Annotated in this window: 19 protein-coding genes; 10 read left to right on the top strand and 9 right to left on the bottom strand. The window is 44.7% G+C overall.

The genetic code is table 11. The annotated features are described in order from the left end of the window. Positions 1–4: 4 nt before the first annotated feature. From phrB to R7Z10_RS01165, 3 genes are read right to left on the bottom strand one after another with little or no spacing between them, the layout of a single operon-like run. Complete coding sequence (gene phrB, locus R7Z10_RS01155) at positions 5–1,420, bottom strand: deoxyribodipyrimidine photo-lyase (RefSeq protein ID WP_213872623.1); 1,416 nt, start codon at positions 1,418–1,420, stop codon at positions 5–7. Between the two features lie 22 nt (positions 1,421–1,442). After that, positions 1,443–2,243 carry a MerR family transcriptional regulator gene (locus R7Z10_RS01160; protein WP_213904618.1) on the bottom strand — a complete coding sequence of 267 codons (801 nt, stop codon included), beginning with the start codon at positions 2,241–2,243 and terminating at the stop codon, positions 1,443–1,445. After that, positions 2,233–3,183 (bottom strand): DUF1722 domain-containing protein, encoded by a 951-nt coding sequence (locus R7Z10_RS01165; RefSeq protein ID WP_005375141.1) that lies wholly within the window; start codon positions 3,181–3,183, stop codon positions 2,233–2,235. Before R7Z10_RS01165 ends, R7Z10_RS01160 begins: the two co-directional genes overlap by 11 nt. A 398-nt stretch (positions 3,184–3,581) precedes the next feature. Here R7Z10_RS01165 and deoD point away from each other — a divergent pair, with 398 nt between their 5' ends. From deoD to R7Z10_RS01210, 9 genes are all read left to right on the top strand, one after another. Further along, a complete protein-coding gene (deoD, locus tag R7Z10_RS01170; protein ID WP_005375140.1) occupies positions 3,582–4,292 on the top strand; it encodes a purine-nucleoside phosphorylase in 711 nt (236 codons plus the stop codon). A 70-nt stretch (positions 4,293–4,362) separates the two neighbouring features. Continuing rightward, positions 4,363–5,832: a hypothetical protein gene (locus R7Z10_RS01175; protein ID WP_005383936.1), complete on the top strand. Its 1,470-nt coding sequence runs from the start codon at positions 4,363–4,365 to the stop codon at positions 5,830–5,832. Between the two features lie 166 nt (positions 5,833–5,998). Then, on the top strand, positions 5,999–7,483 hold the full coding sequence (locus R7Z10_RS01180; RefSeq protein ID WP_054729922.1) for a hypothetical protein: 1,485 nt from the start codon (positions 5,999–6,001) through the stop codon (positions 7,481–7,483). Next, entirely contained in the window at positions 7,467–9,050 is a 1,584-nt protein-coding gene (locus R7Z10_RS01185; protein WP_318103704.1) for a GGDEF domain-containing protein, read from the top strand. The genes R7Z10_RS01180 and R7Z10_RS01185 overlap by 17 nt, the downstream gene beginning before the upstream one ends. 244 nt (positions 9,051–9,294) lie before the next feature. After that, a complete protein-coding gene (locus R7Z10_RS01190; RefSeq protein ID WP_005375135.1) occupies positions 9,295–9,675 on the top strand; it encodes a DUF3302 domain-containing protein in 381 nt (126 codons plus the stop codon). Next, positions 9,675–10,805 (top strand): HlyD family secretion protein, encoded by a 1,131-nt coding sequence (locus R7Z10_RS01195; RefSeq protein WP_005375134.1) that lies wholly within the window; start codon positions 9,675–9,677, stop codon positions 10,803–10,805. Before R7Z10_RS01190 ends, R7Z10_RS01195 begins: the two co-directional genes overlap by 1 nt. 335 nt (positions 10,806–11,140) lie before the next feature. Beyond that, complete coding sequence (locus R7Z10_RS01200; protein WP_005375133.1) at positions 11,141–11,689, top strand: ECF-type riboflavin transporter substrate-binding protein; 549 nt, start codon at positions 11,141–11,143, stop codon at positions 11,687–11,689. 6 nt (positions 11,690–11,695) lie between these two features. After that, a complete protein-coding gene (locus R7Z10_RS01205) occupies positions 11,696–13,435 on the top strand; it encodes an ABC transporter ATP-binding protein (RefSeq protein ID WP_025768566.1) in 1,740 nt (579 codons plus the stop codon). Beyond that, entirely contained in the window at positions 13,432–14,271 is an 840-nt protein-coding gene (locus tag R7Z10_RS01210; RefSeq protein WP_258666603.1) for an energy-coupling factor transporter transmembrane protein EcfT, read from the top strand. Before R7Z10_RS01205 ends, R7Z10_RS01210 begins: the two co-directional genes overlap by 4 nt. A 122-nt stretch (positions 14,272–14,393) precedes the next feature. Here R7Z10_RS01210 and R7Z10_RS01215 read toward each other — a convergent pair whose 3' ends face one another. The 4 genes from R7Z10_RS01215 to napG form a co-directional block, all read right to left on the bottom strand. Next, the gene (locus tag R7Z10_RS01215; protein ID WP_025768568.1) at positions 14,394–14,675 is read right to left on the bottom strand and encodes a YrhK family protein; all 282 of its coding nucleotides are present in this window, start codon (positions 14,673–14,675) and stop codon (positions 14,394–14,396) included. 206 nt (positions 14,676–14,881) lie between these two features. Continuing rightward, positions 14,882–16,063: an MFS transporter gene (locus R7Z10_RS01220; RefSeq protein ID WP_005375129.1), complete on the bottom strand. Its 1,182-nt coding sequence runs from the start codon at positions 16,061–16,063 to the stop codon at positions 14,882–14,884. A gap of 199 nt (positions 16,064–16,262) precedes the next feature. Further along, a complete protein-coding gene (gene napH, locus R7Z10_RS01225) occupies positions 16,263–17,117 on the bottom strand; it encodes a quinol dehydrogenase ferredoxin subunit NapH (RefSeq protein WP_191116099.1) in 855 nt (284 codons plus the stop codon). Continuing rightward, complete coding sequence (gene napG, locus R7Z10_RS01230; RefSeq protein WP_005383947.1) at positions 17,117–17,887, bottom strand: ferredoxin-type protein NapG; 771 nt, start codon at positions 17,885–17,887, stop codon at positions 17,117–17,119. The genes napH and napG overlap by 1 nt, the downstream gene beginning before the upstream one ends. Positions 17,888–18,282: 395 nt before the next feature. Between napG and R7Z10_RS01235 the strand changes: the two genes are divergently transcribed. Beyond that, entirely contained in the window at positions 18,283–18,783 is a 501-nt protein-coding gene (locus R7Z10_RS01235; RefSeq protein WP_017820512.1) for a GNAT family N-acetyltransferase, read from the top strand. A gap of 45 nt (positions 18,784–18,828) precedes the next feature. Here the strand turns inward: R7Z10_RS01235 and R7Z10_RS01240 are convergent, their stop codons facing one another. Continuing rightward, positions 18,829–19,806 carry a phosphotransferase gene (locus R7Z10_RS01240; RefSeq protein WP_318103833.1) on the bottom strand — a complete coding sequence of 326 codons (978 nt, stop codon included), beginning with the start codon at positions 19,804–19,806 and terminating at the stop codon, positions 18,829–18,831. Then, entirely contained in the window at positions 19,803–20,078 is a 276-nt protein-coding gene (locus tag R7Z10_RS01245) for a GNAT family N-acetyltransferase (protein ID WP_017635482.1), read from the bottom strand. The genes R7Z10_RS01240 and R7Z10_RS01245 overlap by 4 nt, the downstream gene beginning before the upstream one ends. Positions 20,079–20,111: the final 33 nt, after the last annotated feature.

The following is a 20,111-nucleotide window of genomic DNA, read 5'->3' on the forward strand; positions in this document are numbered from 1 at the left end:
CACTCTATTCCTTGGCACTTTTAAAGAGCTGTAAGGTTATCTCTCTTTCTGTCTTGTGATCAACCATCGGCTTGTGATATTCCAGTAAAGAAAAGCCCTCCCAAGTCCAAGGTTTATGGATGTATTTGTTCGGTACACTTTTGATTTCTGGTACCCAGTGGCGCACAAATTCACCATTAGCATCGAACTTTTCGCCTTGGCTTATCGGGTTGAAAATACGAAAGTATGGCTGCCCGTCACAGCCCGTAGAAGCAGACCATTGCCAGCCACCATTGTTCGCTGCAAAATCGCCGTCCACCAGCTTACTCATGAAGTACGCTTCTCCCCATCGCCAATCAATATGTAAGTCCTTGGTAAGAAAGCTCGCGACAATCATACGTAATCGGTTGTGCATCCAGCCTGTTTGATTGAGCTGACGCATTGCTGCATCAACGATTGGGTATCCTGTTGTTCCTGTCTTCCATCGCTCAAAGGCTTTCTCATCATAGGACCACTGGATTTTATCCTCCCAATCGATAAATCCTTTGCCTTTGACGAGTTTTGGTTCGAAAACCAATAGGTGCTGATAAAACTCACGCCAAATGATCTCACTTAACCAAGTTGCTTTCCCTTCTGTAAGGTCATTTTGTTGATTTTCAGCATACAAACGAGCAATACACTGCCTTGGTGATAGCGCGCCAATCGCAAGGTATGGAGACAGTTGGCTAGTGCCATCAATAGCTGGAAAGTCTCGCTCGCTTTGATACGCGTCACTGCGCTCCCGTGCAAATTCCCTAAGCTGCTTCAAAATATCATTAGTCGAAGCCAGCCAGTCTTCACTGGATTCTCGAGGATAGCTAAATGTGAAGCTTGAATTAAATCGAGCCGACTCTAATTGTTCGAGTACCTTTTTATTGAGTGGCGTTTGCTCGTGAGGTTTTACTACCGTCGGCATATGGAACTGCGTTAACCAAGCACGCTTGAATGGCGTAAATACCTTAAAATATTCGCCTTGCTTATTAAGAACCGTCGTTGGCGCGTGCACACATTTGTCATGAAACAGTTCAAATTCGATATCGTGAGAAGCTAACGCTTCACTTACTTGTGTATCGAGCTCTCGTTCGTTCACCTCATAGTGAATGTTTGCCATGACAGACGTGGCTTCAAGTGTTTCCGCCCACCCACTAATCACATCTGTACAATCGGAAAACGACGGCACCTCTTTGTACAAAAAAGGAATATTAAGGCTTTCAAGCTCCTCGTTCAAACAAGCTAAGCGACGAGCAATGAGGTCTGCCTGCATCGGCGCCATGTGATGCTCCCGCCACTGCTCTGGCGTCGCGATAAAGCAAGCGACGACAGGCTGACCTGAATCCAATGCCGCTTTGAGTGCCGTGTGGTCTAACGTACGCAAGTCACGTCGAAACCATACTAAAATCATGGTAGCTCCTATCTTTTGTCTACTAAGTTAGGTGTAATTTCTCTATCACTTCAGAGCACCCCATCCGATCACCTAGCTGTGCGTGAAGCATTTTGATGGACGCTACTTGTTTAGCAGCTAGTGCTTTATTGGAGAAAAGGTAGATAAACGAACCATTTTCAATGACCTCGTGATCTAGTAGACCAGAAACATCATCAACCTTATCGATCAAAGTCGTGTGATACCCTTGTTCACAAAGCTTCGCTGCTTGAATCCAACTCTCAGATTCTCTGTTTTGTTCAAAGCTAATGAGCAGACACTTTCCTTTGGAAGCGGCTTTGTTTTCAGAATCGATTACAAGGGCAAGTCGAGTGATTAAACAAGTCTGAAATAACCCCACCTGCAAGGATCGCAACGATCCTTTTACCATATCTAGCGCATCAAATACTGGGCTAATAAACTGATTAATAACGAGTTTTAGTGGATACTCTTTAAGAACAGAGGCAAGTAAACTCTCTGCTTTTCCTCGATTCAGGGTAGACAGCGCAAGCAGCATGTTTTCAACTTCTTCGAGTGTGCGAACCTCGTTTTTGACTTCGACATCGGCGCTTTTTCCTAGCAGCCCCTTCACTTTACCAATCGAAATCCCCTTCGCGAGCCAACTCTGGACTTCGCGAATCGTATCGAGATCTTGCTGGCGATAAAGTCTGTGTCCTTTTTCAGTTCGCTGAGGTTGGATCAAGTTGTATCTTCGTTGCCAAGCTCTCAGCGTAACTGGTTTTACACCCGTGATTTCTGCGACATCTCGGATCGCGTATAGTTTTTCTTCTGAACTACAAACCATAGCGTAATCTCATCTCCTGCGGATACGGTTCTAAAAACTTCTGTTTTGCTAAATATTCGTCTGGGTAAGTATTTAAGTAATGCTTAATCAATGTAAGTGGTGCTAGCAGAGGCAGCATTCCGATACGGTAGTCGTGAATCACTGTCGCTAACTCTTCTTTTTCTTCTTTAGTTAGTGAGCGTTTGAAGTACCCTTGTAAATGCATCAACACATTTGTGTTGTTTTTGCGGCTAGCCCGATTCGTTAACGCCTTCATCAGTCCTAAACGATACTCTTGGTAAAAGTCTTCAATTTCATAATTAGCGACATCGGCAACTAAGCGGCCAAGGGAGCGGTATGACTCTGGGTGGTGTGCCATTAACGTCAGTTTGTAGCGCGAATGAAAGTCGATGATTTTGCCACGAGTAGGCTCACCATCCATCGAGTCGTAAAAGTCATTTAGACAAAATACTCGAGTAATAAAGTTTTCTTTCAATACAGGGTCGTTAAGTCTGCCATCCTCTTCAACAGGCAACCAAGGCATTTTTTGCATCAATGTTTGTGTATACAAGCCAACACCTTCTTTCGCAGCACTGTTCTTGCTGTAAACCTTGACTCGCTCCATGCCACAAGTTGGTGACTTGGCACAAACGATGTAACCACAAAGCTGCTCGCTTTGAAGTTCATCTACTTTATTGGCCGAGTAAGTGAGCATATTGTCGGTATGATCATTTTCTGGATTTTTGGTTTCAACCAATGCAACACGCTCTTCATTAGAAACAAGACGAATGGTTGGACGGGGTACTGGCATACCTACGCCGACTTCAGGGCATACCGAAACAAAGTCAAAATACGGGCTGAGCTCTTTAGTCACAAAGTTGCTCACCTTATGACCAGAGTCAAAACGCACTCGTTCACCCAAAACACACGAACTGATACCTACTTTGATTGAAGATTCCATGATGACGCATCCCTATACAAAAAGTTTTGTTGTATAACTTATAGCAAGCCTTTCCAGATTGTACAAGAAAATAAGTTGTACAATTTAATCGTTTTACTTCACTCGAAAGTATTTCGATCAACCAGCTTTCAGAAAAAAGTTTGGCCCAAAAACAAAGAATTTGTGCGCGCAATCGACAAACTGCTCAAAAGCAAATCGATTGCTCTTTTGATTTCAACAGATTTAGTTATCAATAGGGGTTGCAGTTTCTAAATGCGTGGTTTTTGTGACTAAGCTCTCAAGGGGCTACTGTACGTCCCGATATTATTGCCTCAACGAAAACGAACAAGTTCAACAGAATTGGTAATAGCGTTCTATAATAGAGGCGTTTTATCAAAACAAAACTTTGGAGAGCACTTATGGCAACCCCACACATTAACGCACAACCAGGTGATTTCGCTGAAACAGTTCTAATGCCAGGCGACCCGTTGCGCGCTAAATACATCGCAGAAACGTTCCTAGAAGATGTGAAACAAGTTTGTGACGTTCGCAACATGTTCGGCTTTACTGGCACTTATAAAGGCAAAAAAGTTTCTGTAATGGGCCACGGCATGGGTATCCCGTCTTGCTGTATCTACGTACACGAGCTAATCGCTGAATACGGCGTGAAAAACGTTATCCGTGTAGGTAGCTGTGGTGCAGTACGTGACGACGTGAAACTAATGGACGTTGTTATCGGTATGGGTGCTTCTACAGACTCTAAAGTTAACCGTATCCGTTTCAACAACCACGATTTCGCAGCAATCGCTGATTACGGTCTTCTAGAAGAAGCGGTTAACCAAGCACGCGCTCAGGAAGTGCCTGTAAAAGTAGGTAACGTATTCTCTGCAGATCTGTTCTACACACCAGAAGCAGACATCTTCGAGAAGATGGAAAAACTAGGCATCCTAGGTGTAGACATGGAAGCGGCTGGTATCTACGGCGTAGCAGCTGACCTAGGCGCGAAAGCACTGACTATCCTGACAGTTTCTGACCACATCATCCGTGGTGAAAAACTAAGCTCAGAAGAGCGTCAGAAGTCGTTCAACGACATGATGAAAGTTGCACTAGAAACTGCAATCAACATCTAAGAACAAATAGTAAGTAATAATTTGCAGCCAGAGTTATGCTGGCTGCCCGAATTATCCCGAGGGGGCGATTGTGTCTAACGGCGAACTGCCAAAAGACGCAGATGGGTTACAACTCAACTTTTGTAAAACATTGGCGTGTGACAACTTTGGATTGAGTGATGCAAAGCGTTACGTTCTGCAACATGCGAACCCTAAGCGTCCGGCGATGGTATGCCGTGAATGTGGAGCTTTCCCCCCCTTACTTAATAATCGCGATGTCGTGAACGAACTTCATCGCCTGCGGCACGTCCACAGTGACGGGTTGCCTGCTTGCCGTAATGATGATTGCGACAACTTTGGACTCTCTGTCCACACTCACAAACACCTCTATCACGCTTTCGGTTACAGTGGCGATCGCCAACGTTACCGCTGTAAAGTGTGTCAAAGTACCTTTGTCGACAAGTGGTCTGGTGCCAACAAGAAGCTTCAATTTCAAGAGAACTTGATGGGTTTATTGTTTACGGGATATTCCGTACGAGAAATCTGCCGTAAGCTTAGTATTAACCCAAAAACCTTTTACGACCATGTTGACCATATAGCTAGCCGCTGCCGCCGCAAGCTTGCAACCATTGATGCGCGCTGGGTAAACCACGCAACGCATTATGAATTGGCCTCAAACTATATTGCATTGCAACCGAACAGCAATAACGGTGTATATTGGATTGTTTCTGGCGAAGCGCACTCTGGCTATATTCTTTGCCAGCACGTCAATTATTCCGCTGACGAAGAGCCAATCGCAACGCTCGATCATAATCCTTACGATGAGGTGTCTCGTTTTGTTTCCCAGGAGTACGTAGCGGAAGCAAGTGAGCCGCTTGCGGAACCTTCTCATCACCTCAGAGAGCGAATTGACCAAAAATACCAAACAATTTTGGCTCGCGGTAACGTAGAAGATCCTCTTGGTAATCTATCTGTATTTCATTACCCTTCAAAAGGGGCATTAGTCCGTCCGCCATACACCTCGTATGCACACTATTTGCACGTACTTGATATGTGCTGCCCAAATAAACGTGTATCTCTATACATGCCTCAAGATCCCCTACTACGTTCAGCTGCACTGAGCGTTTGTTTACCTCGTATTAAAGAGAAAAGTGTCGACTTGATGTACGTAGAAGAGGACGCTAGTTGGGACATGAGCACTCCCTTTGGCAAAGTCGATATCGCCTATATGAGTTGGTGGCGCGATCGTTGGGCAATCTCTAGTCAAAACGAAAACCACAAAGGCATTTGCTACCTCGCTGGCGATCAAAATGAGCCTGAAAAATGGTTTAACGTTGCGACAACTCGTCATGTGAAGTTTTATCAAAACCGCTTTCAGATCCTTTTCGAAAGCTTCATTAACGAGCCACGTCGCAAATTACGACCTGCTGGTATTTTACCTCTTTTAGATATATTCAGAGCTTGGCATAATTTGTGCTATCAGGATAAACAAGGTCTTACCGCTGCACAAAGGTTGGAAGTCTCTGATGCACCTTTGACAATCAAACAGCTCCTATCGTAGCTATTCTATTGGTAATTTAGATGTAGTAATTAGGGGTTGTAACGGTATACATTACGGCCCCTGGTCGTTTACCAAAACGTTATCCGCATCGCTTTGGTAAAGAAACATGCATCTAACCACTTAATATTAGGTGTGATTTCCAGTTCGATAGTCATGGATGTGAACGTTGGATAAAAACCAAATTCAGCTAGAAGATGATCTCACTAAGCTTAAAGGCCAAATAAAATCGGCCCCTAAACATACCTTTAATGTTGCGCAGCAATATCGTATCCGCGCGGAACAAATTTTATTTGTGGACGGAGAGATCAAAGCCTTACTCATCATGGCGCAATGCTGTTGGTGCCTAATGGATTACCGACAAGGCTTAAAACTCGTCAAAGACGCTTACAGCAAACAAACACAGCTTGAAACCGACGATCATCTCCCGGAAATTCTCCATCTTTTTGCACTCCAATATTGGGGCCAAGCAAAGTATTATTCCGCGCAACAATATTGGATTAATGCGCTCGAACAATCTGCTCTTGTTGATGATGTTGAAATTCAAATCGAATCTCTAATTGGGCTTGGTAATGTATGGCGCATCACTAATGAACACCAACTTGCCGCTTCAACTCATGAGTTAGCCGTTAAAGTGGCAAACAATGTTCGTATTGCTTGGTTAGAAGGCAAAGCGCGCATCCTATTAGCTTGGGACTATTACTTACTAAATAAGTTTGTCGAGATGCTTACGGTACTGGATGGAGCAACCGAAGTATTAAAAGATCATGATGACAGTACATGGCAAGCCGAGATCTGGGACTTTAAAGGGTTAGCACTGCTTGGACTAGAACGCCTTGATGCGGCCGAAGAAGCCACCCAAAAAGCCCACCAGCTCGCCATTGAGCATGACCTCGTTTGGATGAAAGCACACTCTTTTATTAGCCGAGCAAGACTTGAGCTTTTGCGCCAAAATACAGACAGCGCTGCCAAGTTGCTACTTGCGGCAGAAGAGTCTGCACTCAGTTTCGACCACGGTGAGCTACTCAGCCAAATTTGCTTCCAACAATCACGAGTCGCTGAAGAACAAGGTGACTTTGAGTCTGCGTTTAACGCGTTCAAGAAATACCGTAAGCACGCACTCAAAATGCTCAAAGAACAAACTCATCGAATCAGCATGGATAAAGCAAGAGGCTCTAAACGCCAACTAGAGCAGCGAGCACGTAAGCTGATCAATCATATTCGCTCTCAACACGAATACGACCCTGAAAAACAGTTTTCTAATGTCGTTTCTGAGACCTACTGGTGGGAACAATTAGTTTTGTTTAAAACGGAGCTCAAACGCTCTAACCACGCCATCATTATGATTCAGCATTCAAACCCCGAAGTTCTCGATGTTTGTACCGAGCTCGTTCATGCATTGACAACCTCCAGCGACCTCATCTCGCGAATTTCCAGTAACAGGCTAGCAATGTTAATTGCAGAAAAAGGTCAAGCAGCAGAAGAGGTCTACCGCACTGTCCAAGCGATGTTAGACATCTATCCATGGAAGCGACGCGGAATCAAAGGCCCGAAACCGATACTGTATTTGCAAGATATCCTGACCTTCCCATTCACGTTAGAACAGCTCGAAGAAAGTTATATTGAGGTAATGAAGAATGGAACAACTGCTTAGCAAGGTGACTGACGCAGGTATCGATCCTTCTTCCGTTTCAGGTGAAGAAGCGATTACGCTATGGGAACACATAGGGTTACATATTGCGTCAACAAACCGAGAGAAAGCGCATTGCTATATCATTAGCGCCGAGTATCGAAGAGAGATCAAACAGCTCAACGACAGCATTAGTGAATTGAAACAAGCGCTTGAGTTGCTTGTTTTACCAGAAGATGTAGAAGATATTCTTTCTGTGAAAGCAAGCTTGAGTGAGCGTTTAGTTGAAGTAGGTGACTACAATGCGGCATTAACCGAGTATGTTGCTTCAACCAATATCGCCGTCGAGTTCGGCTATATTGATGAGTACGTATTGGCCATTATTGGAATGGGTAATTTATGCGATGCCTATGAGGATCACCAACGTGCATTACGTTATTATCAAAAAATAGATGCTATCGATCACGCTATTGGCAGTCGATCCCTACGCCTTCGTTACAAGCTGTACATGCTTGCCTGTTATATCAGCTTAAACCGTACCGCAGACGCCAAAGAGCTGCTGAGTGAATGTGAAGAACTGAGCATTCTCGTCAGTGATAAAAACCTCGCCGCACAAATTCACCTCTACCGAGCCAAATTACATCGTCTGCAAGAAGACTACCCCAATGCGTTGCTGGCTATTTCGAATGTTCAGTATACAACGGGTAGTGCCACGACATACTGGTTATCCACGATGGTCAAAATTGAGACTGCGTATTGTCTAAACGGTGTAGGGCACACTTCTTTAGCTAATTTAACGTTGGACTCCATCAGTAAAAGGATTCAAAAGCAGCTATCTCCTATCGTTACTCAGCATTTTTATAACGCGATGAGTCAAGTTTACGCCTCTCAAGGATTGTATCAAGAAGCATTAAATTGTGAAAAAAAAGCGCATAGAATCGAATCTGATCTTGTAAAACATATTCCGATCGGTGAGTTAGGATCTGCTCAACTACGCCGACTTTCACGCTTTGAGTTACAACTCAAACTCATTTTGTCAGAGCTAGAAAACAAAGAACTAAAAGAAACCACCAAGCAGCATAAAAATACTGTTGCTCAGCTACAGCAGGACGTCTTTACCGATCCACTTACGTCTTTACACAACCGACGCTGGTTAGAAGTTAAACTAAAAGATCTGCTGCTGCACGACACGCCATTTGCACTTATGGTGATCGACATTGACCACTTCAAATCCATCAATGACGAACTAAGCCACTTGGTTGGCGACAAAGCGATCAAAAGTGTGTCACAGGAACTGGCGTCCTACTTCAAATTTAAAAGCGCATCATGCGTTCGATTTGGTGGTGAAGAGTTCCTCGTGATCCTTGAGAATACCCAACTGGAACGAGCAGAAATGCATGCCGAGAATTATCGTGAACGGATTTATCAATATGGTTGGGACGATATTCTTGGTGAACGGGGGCTGACCGTATCCATAGGGATTACCTTGCATCGAGAAGGCGAGAATACTCAGCGAACTTTTTATCGTGCAGACAAAGCTCTTTATCGCGCCAAAGCCAATGGCAGAAACCAAGTCTGTACCGAACTTTAAACCATGCCCCGGTTGACACCTGGGGCTTTAGTATACTTTTTATTTATCCTTCCTATATCACTTCACTGCTTGTTTAAATAAGTACTCAGCAACACCTTAACTGCCAATAAACATCAGTGGATACTTACATCGCATAAACATAATTCCTACATAAAAACCGCTTGATTCATCTGTAGTTAAGACAAATACTTAAATTGTTAATTTACGTAGATTTTCCATTTCGCAATACGCACAGGTAGGTAAGATGTTTCTAGACTATTTTGCACTTGGGTTACTCATCTTCGTTGCTTTAGTGATCTTTTACGGAATCATTGTCATTCATGATATTCCATATGAAATCGCCAAAGAGAGAGAGCACCCGCACCAAGACGCAATTCACTACGCTGGCTGGGTCAGCCTTTTCACTTTGCATGCGCTGTGGCCATTTTTATGGATCTGGGCAACATTATGGCGCAAGGAACGCGGCTGGGGTTTTAAACAACTAGAACAAGAAACACACGACATTCATCACCGCCTTGAAGAACTCATCGATGAAGTCAACGAACTCAAAAACGAAGTATCGATGTTGAAACAACAAAAGATTCAGCAAAAGCCTTTGCCTGAACAAAGTAAAGAGGACGAATAATGGACTTATTGCTGATTCTGACTTACGCAGCTCTTTGTATTGCCATTTTTAAAATTTTCAATATTCCTCTAAACAAATGGACCGTTCCAACCGCCGTACTTGGCGGCGTAGTGTTAGTGGGCACACTCGTGCTGCTTATGAACTACAACCACCCATTTACTCAATTGGGTAACCAAGTGTTCCCGACTACGCCTATCGTCTCTGGCGTGCGTGGCCGCGTGGTGGAAGTGCCAGTCCAGGCCAACCAACCGCTCAAAACGGGCGATATTCTTTTCAAAATCGATCCTGTGCCTTTTGAAGCAGAAGTTGCTCGCCTTGAAGCGAAAGTCAAAGAAGCAAGCCAAGGTGCCTTGGGTTTAGAGTCTGATCTAAGAGAAGCAGAAGCTGCTGTATTGAAAGCGCAAGCGGACAGAGATAAAGCACAAAGGGAATTTAGCCGATATCAAAGGGGCTTTGATCGTGGCGCGTTTACTGAACAAGATTTGGATACTCGACGCCAAGCGTATAAAGCGGCAGAAGCCATGTTAGACGTTGCGATTTTGCAACAAGAACAAGCGCAAATCGCTCTGGACTCTGAAATCGGAGGCGAAAATACCCAAGTCGCGCAACTTCTTGCCGAGCTGCGTAAAGCAGAGTTTAACTTAGAGCAAACCGTCGTTCGTGCGCCAACCGATGGTTACGTTACGCAATTGGCTTTACGTCCTGGAGTGATGGCTGTGCCGTTACCGCTTGCCCCAGCAATGACCTTCGTCCATACAGAAGACATTACGTACACCGCGGCATTCAGACAGAACTCATTACAACGCTTGAAGCCAGGCTTTGAAGCAGAATTTATGTTCCGCGCTATCCCGGGCAAAGTGTTCCGTGGCGAAGTCATTGACGTGATTCCAGCCATTGGTGAAAGCCAAATTCAAGCGCGAGGCGCTCTGCTTGGGACTGATGCCTTGCGCACGAGCGGACGTGTTTTTGCGAAGCTGAAAATTACCGACGACTTGAGTGGATACCACCTACCAATGGGTACTGCGGTTGAAGTTGCAGTTTATTCAGACAGCTTTACTCACGTATCAGTGATGCGCAAAGTGCTTATTCGTATGAAGAGCTGGCAGAACTATTTATACCTCGACCATTAATGAACATATAGCGCATTCATTTATTGGTAAAAATAACATCAAACCGTGTAATCAGGGGCTGACGATCAGCCCCTGATTCATTCTAGCCATCCAGATAGATAGCATTCCCACTTTTATTAATATTCTGTATAATGCGCGCCTTATTTTTAATGCTTGCTAAAACCAAAGCCAGTCAAAGGGATGCGTGAATCAAATCACACATTTCCTGAAGAAAAATAGAGCAAACAATAAGCAGCTTGGTTGTTTTGAATATATGTTACACAATCAAATAACTAACGCTTTCCAACAATATAAATGAACGTTCTTTAAAATCGACTATTGAACTGAGGTTATCTATGAATCTTTCCGCTAAAACTGTTGTGGTTATTGCAATCGGTGCTGCTCTTTACGGTATCGGCGGCTTACCTATGTTTGGCATCCCTGTGTTTGCAAACACAACGCTAAAACCAGCAATGGCAGTATTAGCATTGTTCTCAGTACTATTTGGACCACTTGTTGGCTTCTTGGTTGGTTTTATTGGTCACTGGGTTACTGACCTATTTGCAGGTTGGGGCGTATGGCTCACTTGGGTACTTGGTTCAGGTATTGTTGGTTTGATTATCGGTCTATTCCCTTCTCTAACGCGCTACCGTTTGGAGAAAGGTGATTTCAATATGAAAGACTTCGCGTTATTCGTAGTACTTGCGCTATTAGGCAACGTATTTGGTTACGGTTGCTCTGCATTCCTCGACACGATTTTATACGCAGAACCGTTCACTAAAGTGTTTACCCAGCTTTCTATTATCGCGATCGGTAACACCATTCTTATTGCTATTGTTGGCTTCTTCATTCTTAAGTCTGTCGCTAAACGTAACAAGCAAAGCCGTAACTTAACAGAGGCTTAATGTCGAATGACAATCGAATTTTCTAACTTCTCTTTTAGATATGAGTCGCTGGACAAACCGACGCTAAAAAATATCAATCTAAGGATAGAGAAAGGAGAGAAAATCGTCATTATCGGTCCAAGTGGTAGTGGTAAATCTACCCTTGGGCAATGTCTTAACGGACTGATCCCACACGCAATCAAAGGGGAAACCAGTGGAACATTGACCATCAATGGTCAAGACACCGCCCCTTTCGACATGCACCAATACACTGAGCAAGTTGGCACCGTACTGCAAGATACGGACAGCCAATTTGTCGGTTTGAGCATTGGCGAAGACATTGCATTTGCGCTGGAGAACCAGCTAACTTCAAATATCGACATGTACCCATTGGTCAAAGCCACGGCCAAAATGGTCGACTTGGAACAGATGCTAGAACGCTCACCCCACGATTTATCTGGCGGGCAGAAACAGCGTGTTTCTTTGGCGGGCATTCTCGTCGATGACGTCGATATCCTTTTGTTTGATGAACCACTAGCTGCGCTTGACCCTAAAACGGGTAAAAAAACCATCGAGATCATCGATGATCTACACCGCGAAACGGACAAAACCATCGTAATCATTGAGCATCGTCTTGAAGACGTTCTGCATTGCTCAGTTGACCGTATTATCTTGATGGAAAGCGGCGAAATCATTACCGATACAACGCCAGATGAAATTTTAGCGTCGCCTCTACTAGAAGATTACGGCATCCGCGAACCGCTTTATATTTCAGCACTGAAAGAAGCAGGCTGCGCGATTGAGGGCGATGCAAAACCTTCTAGCTTAACTACCTTACCGTTGGAGCAATATAAACCAGCGGTACAAGCATGGTTTGATGGTTCAACAGCACAACCACCTAAAACACCAGCCGAGACTTTGCTTGAAGTCCGTGGCCTCACCTATTCTTACGACGGTGAGAAAAACGCGTTAGAAGACGTGAGTTTTGACATCAAGTGTGGCGAGTTTGTCTCTGTACTTGGCAAAAATGGCTCGGGTAAATCGACCATCACCAAACTGATTATGGGCGTTATTGAAGCGGATAGCGGCTCAATGAGCATGAATGGTCGAGATCTTAACGAACTGACCATCTTCGAGCGTAGCCAGAAAGTGGGTGTGGTGATGCAAAACCCGAATCACATGATTTCCCATCACATGATTTTCGACGAAGTGGCCTTCGGCCTCCGTAATCGTGGCGTTGAAGAGAAACAAATAGACGCTAAAGTACTTGAAGTCCTTGAGCTGTGCGGTTTGAGCAAATACCGTCACTGGCCAATCGAAGCATTGAGTTATGGCCAGAAAAAGCGCGTAACCATTGCGTCAATTTTGGTCTTGGAACCAGAGCTTCTGATCCTTGATGAACCGACGGCAGGTCAGGACTATCGAAACTACACGTCTATGCTGAGTTTCATCGAAAAGCTCAATCGCGAGTTGGGCGTAACCGTAATGATCATCTCTCATGACATGCATTTAGTGTTGGAATACACCTCGCGCTCTATCGTGATTGCAGACAGTAAATTAGTCGCGGATGCACCAATGACGCAGGTATTCAGCAGTCCAGAGCTACTAGACCAAGCAAACCTCACTACCACAAGTTTGTTTGAGTTGGCTACGAAAGTTGGTATCGAGGACACCAATGGCTTTATGCAGCATTTTATCAATGTAGAAAAAGCGCACCGCCAACAAAAAAGCGACGAAGTAAACCAACCAGAGAAAGCAGTGGCATGAAAGACAACAAAATGAAGTTTGGTATCAACTACATCGATACCCAATCGCCACTTCATAAGTTGAATGGCATTACTAAGTTCTTGCTTTTCATTGCTTGGGTAACGGTGGTATTGACCACATTTGACTTGCGAACCATCGCGCTGTTGATCGTGCTTGGTTTAGGCTTATTGAAAATGACCAAAGTGCCCTTTCATGTCTACAAACCGCTGTTATTCGGTACAGGCACGGTATTACTGATCAATGCCCTGTTTATGTTCGCGTTAGCACCGCAACAAGGTACTGAGTTCATGGGTTCAGCAACGGTTTTACTCTCGTTACCCGGTAATTACTCGCTCACTCAAGAGACGTTGTTTTACCTAGTAACAGTGACGTTGAAATACTTCAGCATGTTTCCAATCGCGTTGGTGTTTGTATTTACCACTCACCCGACGGAGTTTTCAGCCAGCTTGAACCGCTTGGGTGTACCTTACAAAATCGCCTATGCCGTAAGCTTAACGCTGCGCTACTTGCCGGAAGTGAAAAAGGACTTTGTTAACATCATGCACGCGCAACAAGCACGCGGAGTAGAACTGAGCAAGAAGGCTCCGTTGTTCACTCGTATGAAGAACGTCGCGAAGATTCTTGGTCCTCTGATTTTCTCTAGTTTGGACAGAGCCGATCAAATCTCAAACGCGATGACGCTACGTGGGTTTGGTCGTCACTCCTCTCGCACTTGGTACAGCTTAAAACCACTGACCAAAGCCGATATGATCTGCATGGCTGGGATTGCGGTGATAGTGATTGCGGCGATCAGCAAGCGTGTTATCGACACACAACTGTTCTGGTATCCGTTCTAAATTCTTAAGTTTCAAACAGAAGATAACGTGCTTAGTATTGCGAACACGTTATCTTCCCGCTTTCCCCTCGATAACTCGCCTGTTGGCTTCTTGCTTGCGAGTGTTCAAAAGAAGCGGTAATTTCAGCGGCTCGCTGATGTGCCAGAAAGTTGCTTATTTAAACGACCAACATGAACTAAACTCATCAGTTTTATCAGGGGCTTAATGATCAACTGCGCACTGCCCACGATGAAAAGCCAAGTACCACTTTCAATCAACGAATCATTCAAAAAGAAAAAACTACCAATTAAAAACCAAATAGCAATGAGTAGGTCGTTTGCAGCACCTAACGCCTCATAGCGGCGCTGAATAACGATGTGACGGCTTCCTAGATCTAAATCCAACTCTCTGCCATGTATCTGCACTGTATAGCTCCCCTCTTGTTATTTCGCGTCAGTTATGCCCAAGTTATTTCGAAATACTTAGTTCTAAACCCTAACGGACGTAGCATGCATTGACAACCATTGGGGGGATTATCTATTTGCGATCAAAAGAAAAGGGCGCATAAGCACCCTTTTCAGCGAGTCTAATTACAGGTATTCGCTTTAATGATTAGATAGTGAGTGCCAACTTAACTCCACTTCAACAAGCGAGTTTCGTTGCCTTCTTCCGGCTTCGCTGGAATATTGAGTGACAACAGCAAGCTCACTGCTGCCATGCCAGCGCCGATGTAAAATACGCTAGCAGGTGAAACCAGCCAAATCACACCAAACGTAACAGGTATTACAACCGCCGCAATATGGTTAATCGTAAACGCAACGCCCGCGGTCGACGCCATATCGGCTGGGTCGGCAATTTTCTGGAAGTAGGTTTTAATCGCAAGCGCTAACGCGAAAAATAGATGATCGACAACATACAATGCTGCCGCCCACTCAGCCGTTTGCACCAAACCGTACCCGACGAACACGAAGATCAAACCGACGTATTCAAACATCAACGCTTTGCGCTCACCTACAACGCCGATAAAACGGCCTATTCGCTTCGCAAACAAGAAGTTAAAGACATAGTTAATCAGGAACAGCAACGTAATATCTGCGGCGGAGTAACCAAACTTTTCTACCATCAAGAAACCAGCGAACACCGTAAAAATTTGACGGCGTGCTCCACTCATAAACGTAAGCGCATAGTATAACCAGTAACGTTTACGCAGGATGAGCTTCTTGTTCTGAGGCACTTTTGTCTTAAATTGTGGGAAGGCAAATGCCATCACCAAAATGAGCACAAAACCTAAACCACCAGCCATTAAATAGACCGTTTTAAAATCAAGTTTGAGCTGTTCGAGCGAAACCCAAATGGCGCCGTAGGTAAACAGAGAAGCCAAAGCTCCAACAGAAATAAACTTACCCAGCATTTCTGGCGCTTCTTCTTTAGATAGCCATTGTAAAGACAAAGACTGCTTGAGTGTTTCAAAGTAATGGAAGCCGGTGGACATTAACAAGGTTGTAAAAAGTAGACCGTACAAAGTGGGAAAATAACCTGTTAATGCCGTACCAAGCGTAAGCATCGCCAAAGAGACGAGCATAAAGCGTTGCTCTCGGATAAACAGCAATACAAACACGGCGGTAAAGGCCAAAAAACCCGGAATTTCACGCACACTTTGCAATAAGCCTATGTCGGCACCATCAAAGTTTGCTTTCTCGATAACAAAGTTGTTCAACAACGCCATCCAGGTAGAAAAAGCAATGGGCACGATAATGGAAATTAACAGGAGGAAATTTTGCGGCGTTCTCCAGCCGTGCGATGAGGTAGTCATGATGTTTCCTTTAAATATGAAGGCATCATCATAGCTTTAAATGTAACAAATTCGCAATATCATTATTATTTTCAGCCCAGAGCAAGCAGATATGGCTGAGGGATATTGTTATGAAGATAAACATCGCACTTAACTCCTCGGCTAAGCGCGATGTTCAAGTATCAAGAGAAATAAAGCATGAGTAAATGTGCTCAGTGGCTTAATCAATGACTTTTACTGATAGGCGATTTTTAAATTCAAACACATGTTCTGGACACACATCCAAACAACGGCCACAGCTAATGCAGTTTTGATCCATAACTCGACGATCTCCCCCTTTCAAAGGCTGCCGAAGCACTTCTGGTTCTGGGCAAACGTAAAAGCAATCCATGCATTTGGTGCAATCTTCGCGGCGAACAGCAGTAACGCGCAACAGGCTTTTTCGGCCTATCACGCCATAGGTAGCCCCCAGTGGACATAAGTGCCCACACCACCCATGCTCAACCAAGAGTAAATCCAACACGAACACCAGGGCGATCAACACCCAACCTGCGCCCATACCAAACACCAACCCGCGATGCAGTGCCGCCACTGGATCTAACCATGTCCAAAGAATTGCGCCAGACAGCGCACTGCCCAACATCAAAACAGGGATCAGCCAATAACGAATCACGGGAGACCAACGATAGCTCGCTTTAATGTTGAGCTTTCGACGCAACCACGCCGCCAAGTCTGTCACGATGTTCAGCGGGCACACCCAAGCACAAAATGCGCGCGGCGCCAAAATCGCGTAAAACACCACGACAATCACTACGCCTAACAACGCATTAAACTCCGGAACATGCCCTGTCGCCAAAGCTTGAAGCACAATTAACGGGTCACTTAACGGCACGGTATCGAGCAACATACTTGATGACAGATTACCAGTTAGAATTCCCAGCGTCGGCCCAGCCATAAATAGCGCAATGATGGTGAACTGACATAGCCGACGTAAAATCAAAAACCGATGCGCGCGCCACCAACCAAGCTTTTCAAGCGCTTCTTTGCCAGCATTTTGAGCTAAATTCTTTGCCATTACTTACCTCCTTTTAGCGATTCAAGCGCACCTTCCGGCACAGGCGTCTCACTAGGGAGGATATTTTCGAGTGGTTTGTCGATCTCTTTCCAACCAAAATTGTAGTGGCTGCCCACTTTGCCTTTCGCCAAATCCGTCGGGACAACTTTAATAGCAGCGACATCCAACACGCACGCTTGTTCACACTTACCACATCCGGTACACACTTCGGAATTCACTGTAGGGATAAGTTTGGCGTGATAGCCGGTTCGGTCGTTGTGAACCATCTCTAACGTGATGGCTTCATCAATCAGCGGACAAACGCGATAACAAACGTCGCATCGTAACCCTTGCCAGTTAAGGCAAGTTTCATGGTCAATAAGAACCGCTGTACCCATTCGAGCATCATCAATATCGGTTAGTTTCGGATCCAGCGCCCCACTCGGACAAGCGACAACACAAGGAATGTCTTCGCACATTTCGCAGGGAATATCGCGTGCAGTAAAGTAAGGTGAGCCAGTCGCGACGGGTGAAAGTAATGTCGCAAGTTTCAAGGTATCGTAAGGACATGCCTGAACACACAAGCCACATCGAATACAAGCTGATTCGAAATCGCCTTCCGGCAGTGCACCAGGCGGACGAATAGGCACACCTTTGGTTTCTCGAGCTTGGCTTTGTAGCGATTGTAAGCCCAATACACACGCAGCTGCGCCAACACCAGCCGCAGTTCGAGCTGTATCACGCAAAAATCGGCGCCGACTTTGCGATATTTTAGACTGAGAGGATTTCATGCTATTTCCTCAACAAAACTCCTTTATCAAGTTAAGCATAAATAGCCCTAAACGTGTCGTTTCCCTATACCTCATAGGAGGTAACCCCATCCTCTATTGATTCAAGTCAACTGACGCACAGTGCCGTCGTCACAGTTTGACTAAATGCGTTTATTTACTGCGACATGAAATTCACCACGATACTCTGCAGTACGCGCCATTCTCAGTACAATAATTCAACACCTTTGCAATCTACTCGCTCAATTCGATGATAAATCACTACTAAAAATTCAAAAAATGACATCATAACAAGCTAATTTAAAAGGCATTTATCCATTAAACATAAAAAAACACTATCCAAATAAGAAAACTGTGGTTAGATTAAAAATTAAAACTAAAAAGCGAAGGAGAGAGGCATGGAAATTATCGTACGTCCAACGACCGTCGAAGACGCAGCGGCACTCGTAGAAATCTATTCACAACCAAAAGCACAACGTGAAACCCTGCAACTCCCAAAGCCTTCGCTCGCGATGTGGGTGGAAAGATTGTCAAACATACCTGATGGTGTTTATAGCTATGTCGCTGAAATTGATGGTAAAGTCGTCGGAAATATTGGCTTTCACCACTCTCTACGTCCAAGAACGATGCACACGGCATCGTTTGGCATCGGAGTACATGATAGTTTCCATGGACTCGGTATTGGTAGCAAATTGATAGAAACAGTCACTGAACTAGCAGATAACTGGTTAAATGTGAGAAGAATTCAGATAGAGGTCAATGCCGATAACGACGCCGCCATTGGGCTTTATAAAAAGCATGGATTTCAAATTGAAGGTGAAGCGATTGACGGTTCCTTCCGTGATGGTGAATTCATCAATACCTATTACATGGCGCGCATCAGACCAGGCCAAAGATAAAACAAAGCCTCCTACTATTGGAGGCTTTTCTTTTTAAACTTCGACTCACTTTCGTAAGTAAGCCAACGCTCTGCGAGTCAATGCTTCTGTGTAGGGATTGATCTTCCAGTGGTCGGAACTCCAACCTTTCACAAAGCGCTGAAAGTCTGCCCAAGCCACAGCAAACAAAGGACGCCATTCACGCTCGACTTCATTAGGGTCAAGATTCGGTTGATAGACCATTAGCGCGTGTTGCAACTGAGCAAAATACGTATCCAAAACCCAAACTTCCATCTCTGCACAACGTTCTGGCTTAACGGCGCTACTCATAAACAGTGCCACATCTTTCATTGCACACCCACATCCAACGTATTGAAAGTCAACCGCAGCAACGCTTGATTCTTCTTCATCAAAACAGAAGTTCACCAATTTGGCATCACCATGTACTAGTGTTTTAAACTTAGCTTGCGAAAGCGTTTGATCAATCAATTGAGCCGCATTTTGTAGCTCAGTGTCTTGCAATGCTTCAAGCTCGTCGGGTCTGGTTGCTAAGTGCCAGTATGTACCGGTATGCCACAACTTATCCGAACGAACATCGATGTATCGCGCATGAAAGTTCGCCAACCAAGTGAGGCAGGCTTGTAGATGCTTTAGCTGTGCATCTGTGATGACTTTTGGAAAGCCCACCTCGGCGAGATCTTCCATCACAATGAGCCATTCATTCTCCGATTGGAACGTTTTTAGACCTTGTGGTACTCGGCAGCGAGTATCCACCCCTCCGGAAAAATACTCATACCAATTCACTTCCACCTGATAAGAGTGCAACTTTCTTTGATGAGAACGGTCCGTATTCCAGCCTCTAGGATGCTCTGAAGGCTTAGGGAGTTTTACATGCTTAATGATCACCGAACGAGTAGAATAAGTAACTTGGACTAACTCTCCATAGCCTCCCCATAGCGATTGTATGACTTCTACAGAGCGGTAATTACCTAGATTGAGTTCCTGGCCAATATTTTGGTAGCGTTGGTGGTTGTTACTCATCATGCGAGCAGATGTGACCACGTTTGGTTCTTCTCCATGTAGTGAATAACATATGGGCAAACTGGTTTGATTTGATAACCGAGTGACTCAATTTCTGGCAACACCGCTTCCATCATCACTTTTCCGTACCCCTTACCTCGCAGTGCTTCAGGAACAACCGTTGATGTAATGTGCATGACATTACCCTTAAGCTGATAAATCACCTTGGCTTTATAACCCTGCTCTAAATCAACCCAGAATGTACTATTCGTGGTCTCATGAGTTACTTTATGCATATCTTGCTCTCTAATTTTTGTTACAGATTGATT

Source organism: Vibrio sp. Vb1018 (genome assembly GCF_033338775.1).
GTDB classification, from domain to species: domain Bacteria; phylum Pseudomonadota; class Gammaproteobacteria; order Enterobacterales; family Vibrionaceae; genus Vibrio; species Vibrio alginolyticus.

Bases quoted from the DNA above. Each gene is read 5' to 3' on its own strand.
- R7Z10_RS01195 (WP_005375134.1), top strand. From the start codon at position 9,675: ATGGACTTATTGCTGATTCTGACTTACGCAGCTCTTTGTATTGCCATT.
- R7Z10_RS01220 (WP_005375129.1), bottom strand. From the start codon at position 16,063: ATGACTACCTCATCGCACGGCTGGAGAACGCCGCAAAATTTCCTCCTG.
- deoD (WP_005375140.1), top strand. From the start codon at position 3,582: ATGGCAACCCCACACATTAACGCACAACCAGGTGATTTCGCTGAAACA.
- R7Z10_RS01210 (WP_258666603.1), top strand. From the start codon at position 13,432: ATGAAAGACAACAAAATGAAGTTTGGTATCAACTACATCGATACCCAA.
- R7Z10_RS01240 (WP_318103833.1), bottom strand. From the start codon at position 19,806: ATGATGAGTAACAACCACCAACGCTACCAAAATATTGGCCAGGAACTC.
- phrB (WP_213872623.1), bottom strand. From the start codon at position 1,420: ATGATTTTAGTATGGTTTCGACGTGACTTGCGTACGTTAGACCACACG.
- R7Z10_RS01245 (WP_017635482.1), bottom strand. From the start codon at position 20,078: ATGCATAAAGTAACTCATGAGACCACGAATAGTACATTCTGGGTTGAT.
- R7Z10_RS01185 (WP_318103704.1), top strand. From the start codon at position 7,467: ATGGAACAACTGCTTAGCAAGGTGACTGACGCAGGTATCGATCCTTCT.
- R7Z10_RS01205 (WP_025768566.1), top strand. From the start codon at position 11,696: ATGACAATCGAATTTTCTAACTTCTCTTTTAGATATGAGTCGCTGGAC.
- R7Z10_RS01165 (WP_005375141.1), bottom strand. From the start codon at position 3,183: ATGGAATCTTCAATCAAAGTAGGTATCAGTTCGTGTGTTTTGGGTGAA.
- R7Z10_RS01190 (WP_005375135.1), top strand. From the start codon at position 9,295: ATGTTTCTAGACTATTTTGCACTTGGGTTACTCATCTTCGTTGCTTTA.
- R7Z10_RS01200 (WP_005375133.1), top strand. From the start codon at position 11,141: ATGAATCTTTCCGCTAAAACTGTTGTGGTTATTGCAATCGGTGCTGCT.
- napH (WP_191116099.1), bottom strand. From the start codon at position 17,117: ATGGCAAAGAATTTAGCTCAAAATGCTGGCAAAGAAGCGCTTGAAAAG.
- R7Z10_RS01160 (WP_213904618.1), bottom strand. From the start codon at position 2,243: ATGGTTTGTAGTTCAGAAGAAAAACTATACGCGATCCGAGATGTCGCA.
- napG (WP_005383947.1), bottom strand. From the start codon at position 17,887: ATGAAATCCTCTCAGTCTAAAATATCGCAAAGTCGGCGCCGATTTTTG.
- R7Z10_RS01235 (WP_017820512.1), top strand. From the start codon at position 18,283: ATGGAAATTATCGTACGTCCAACGACCGTCGAAGACGCAGCGGCACTC.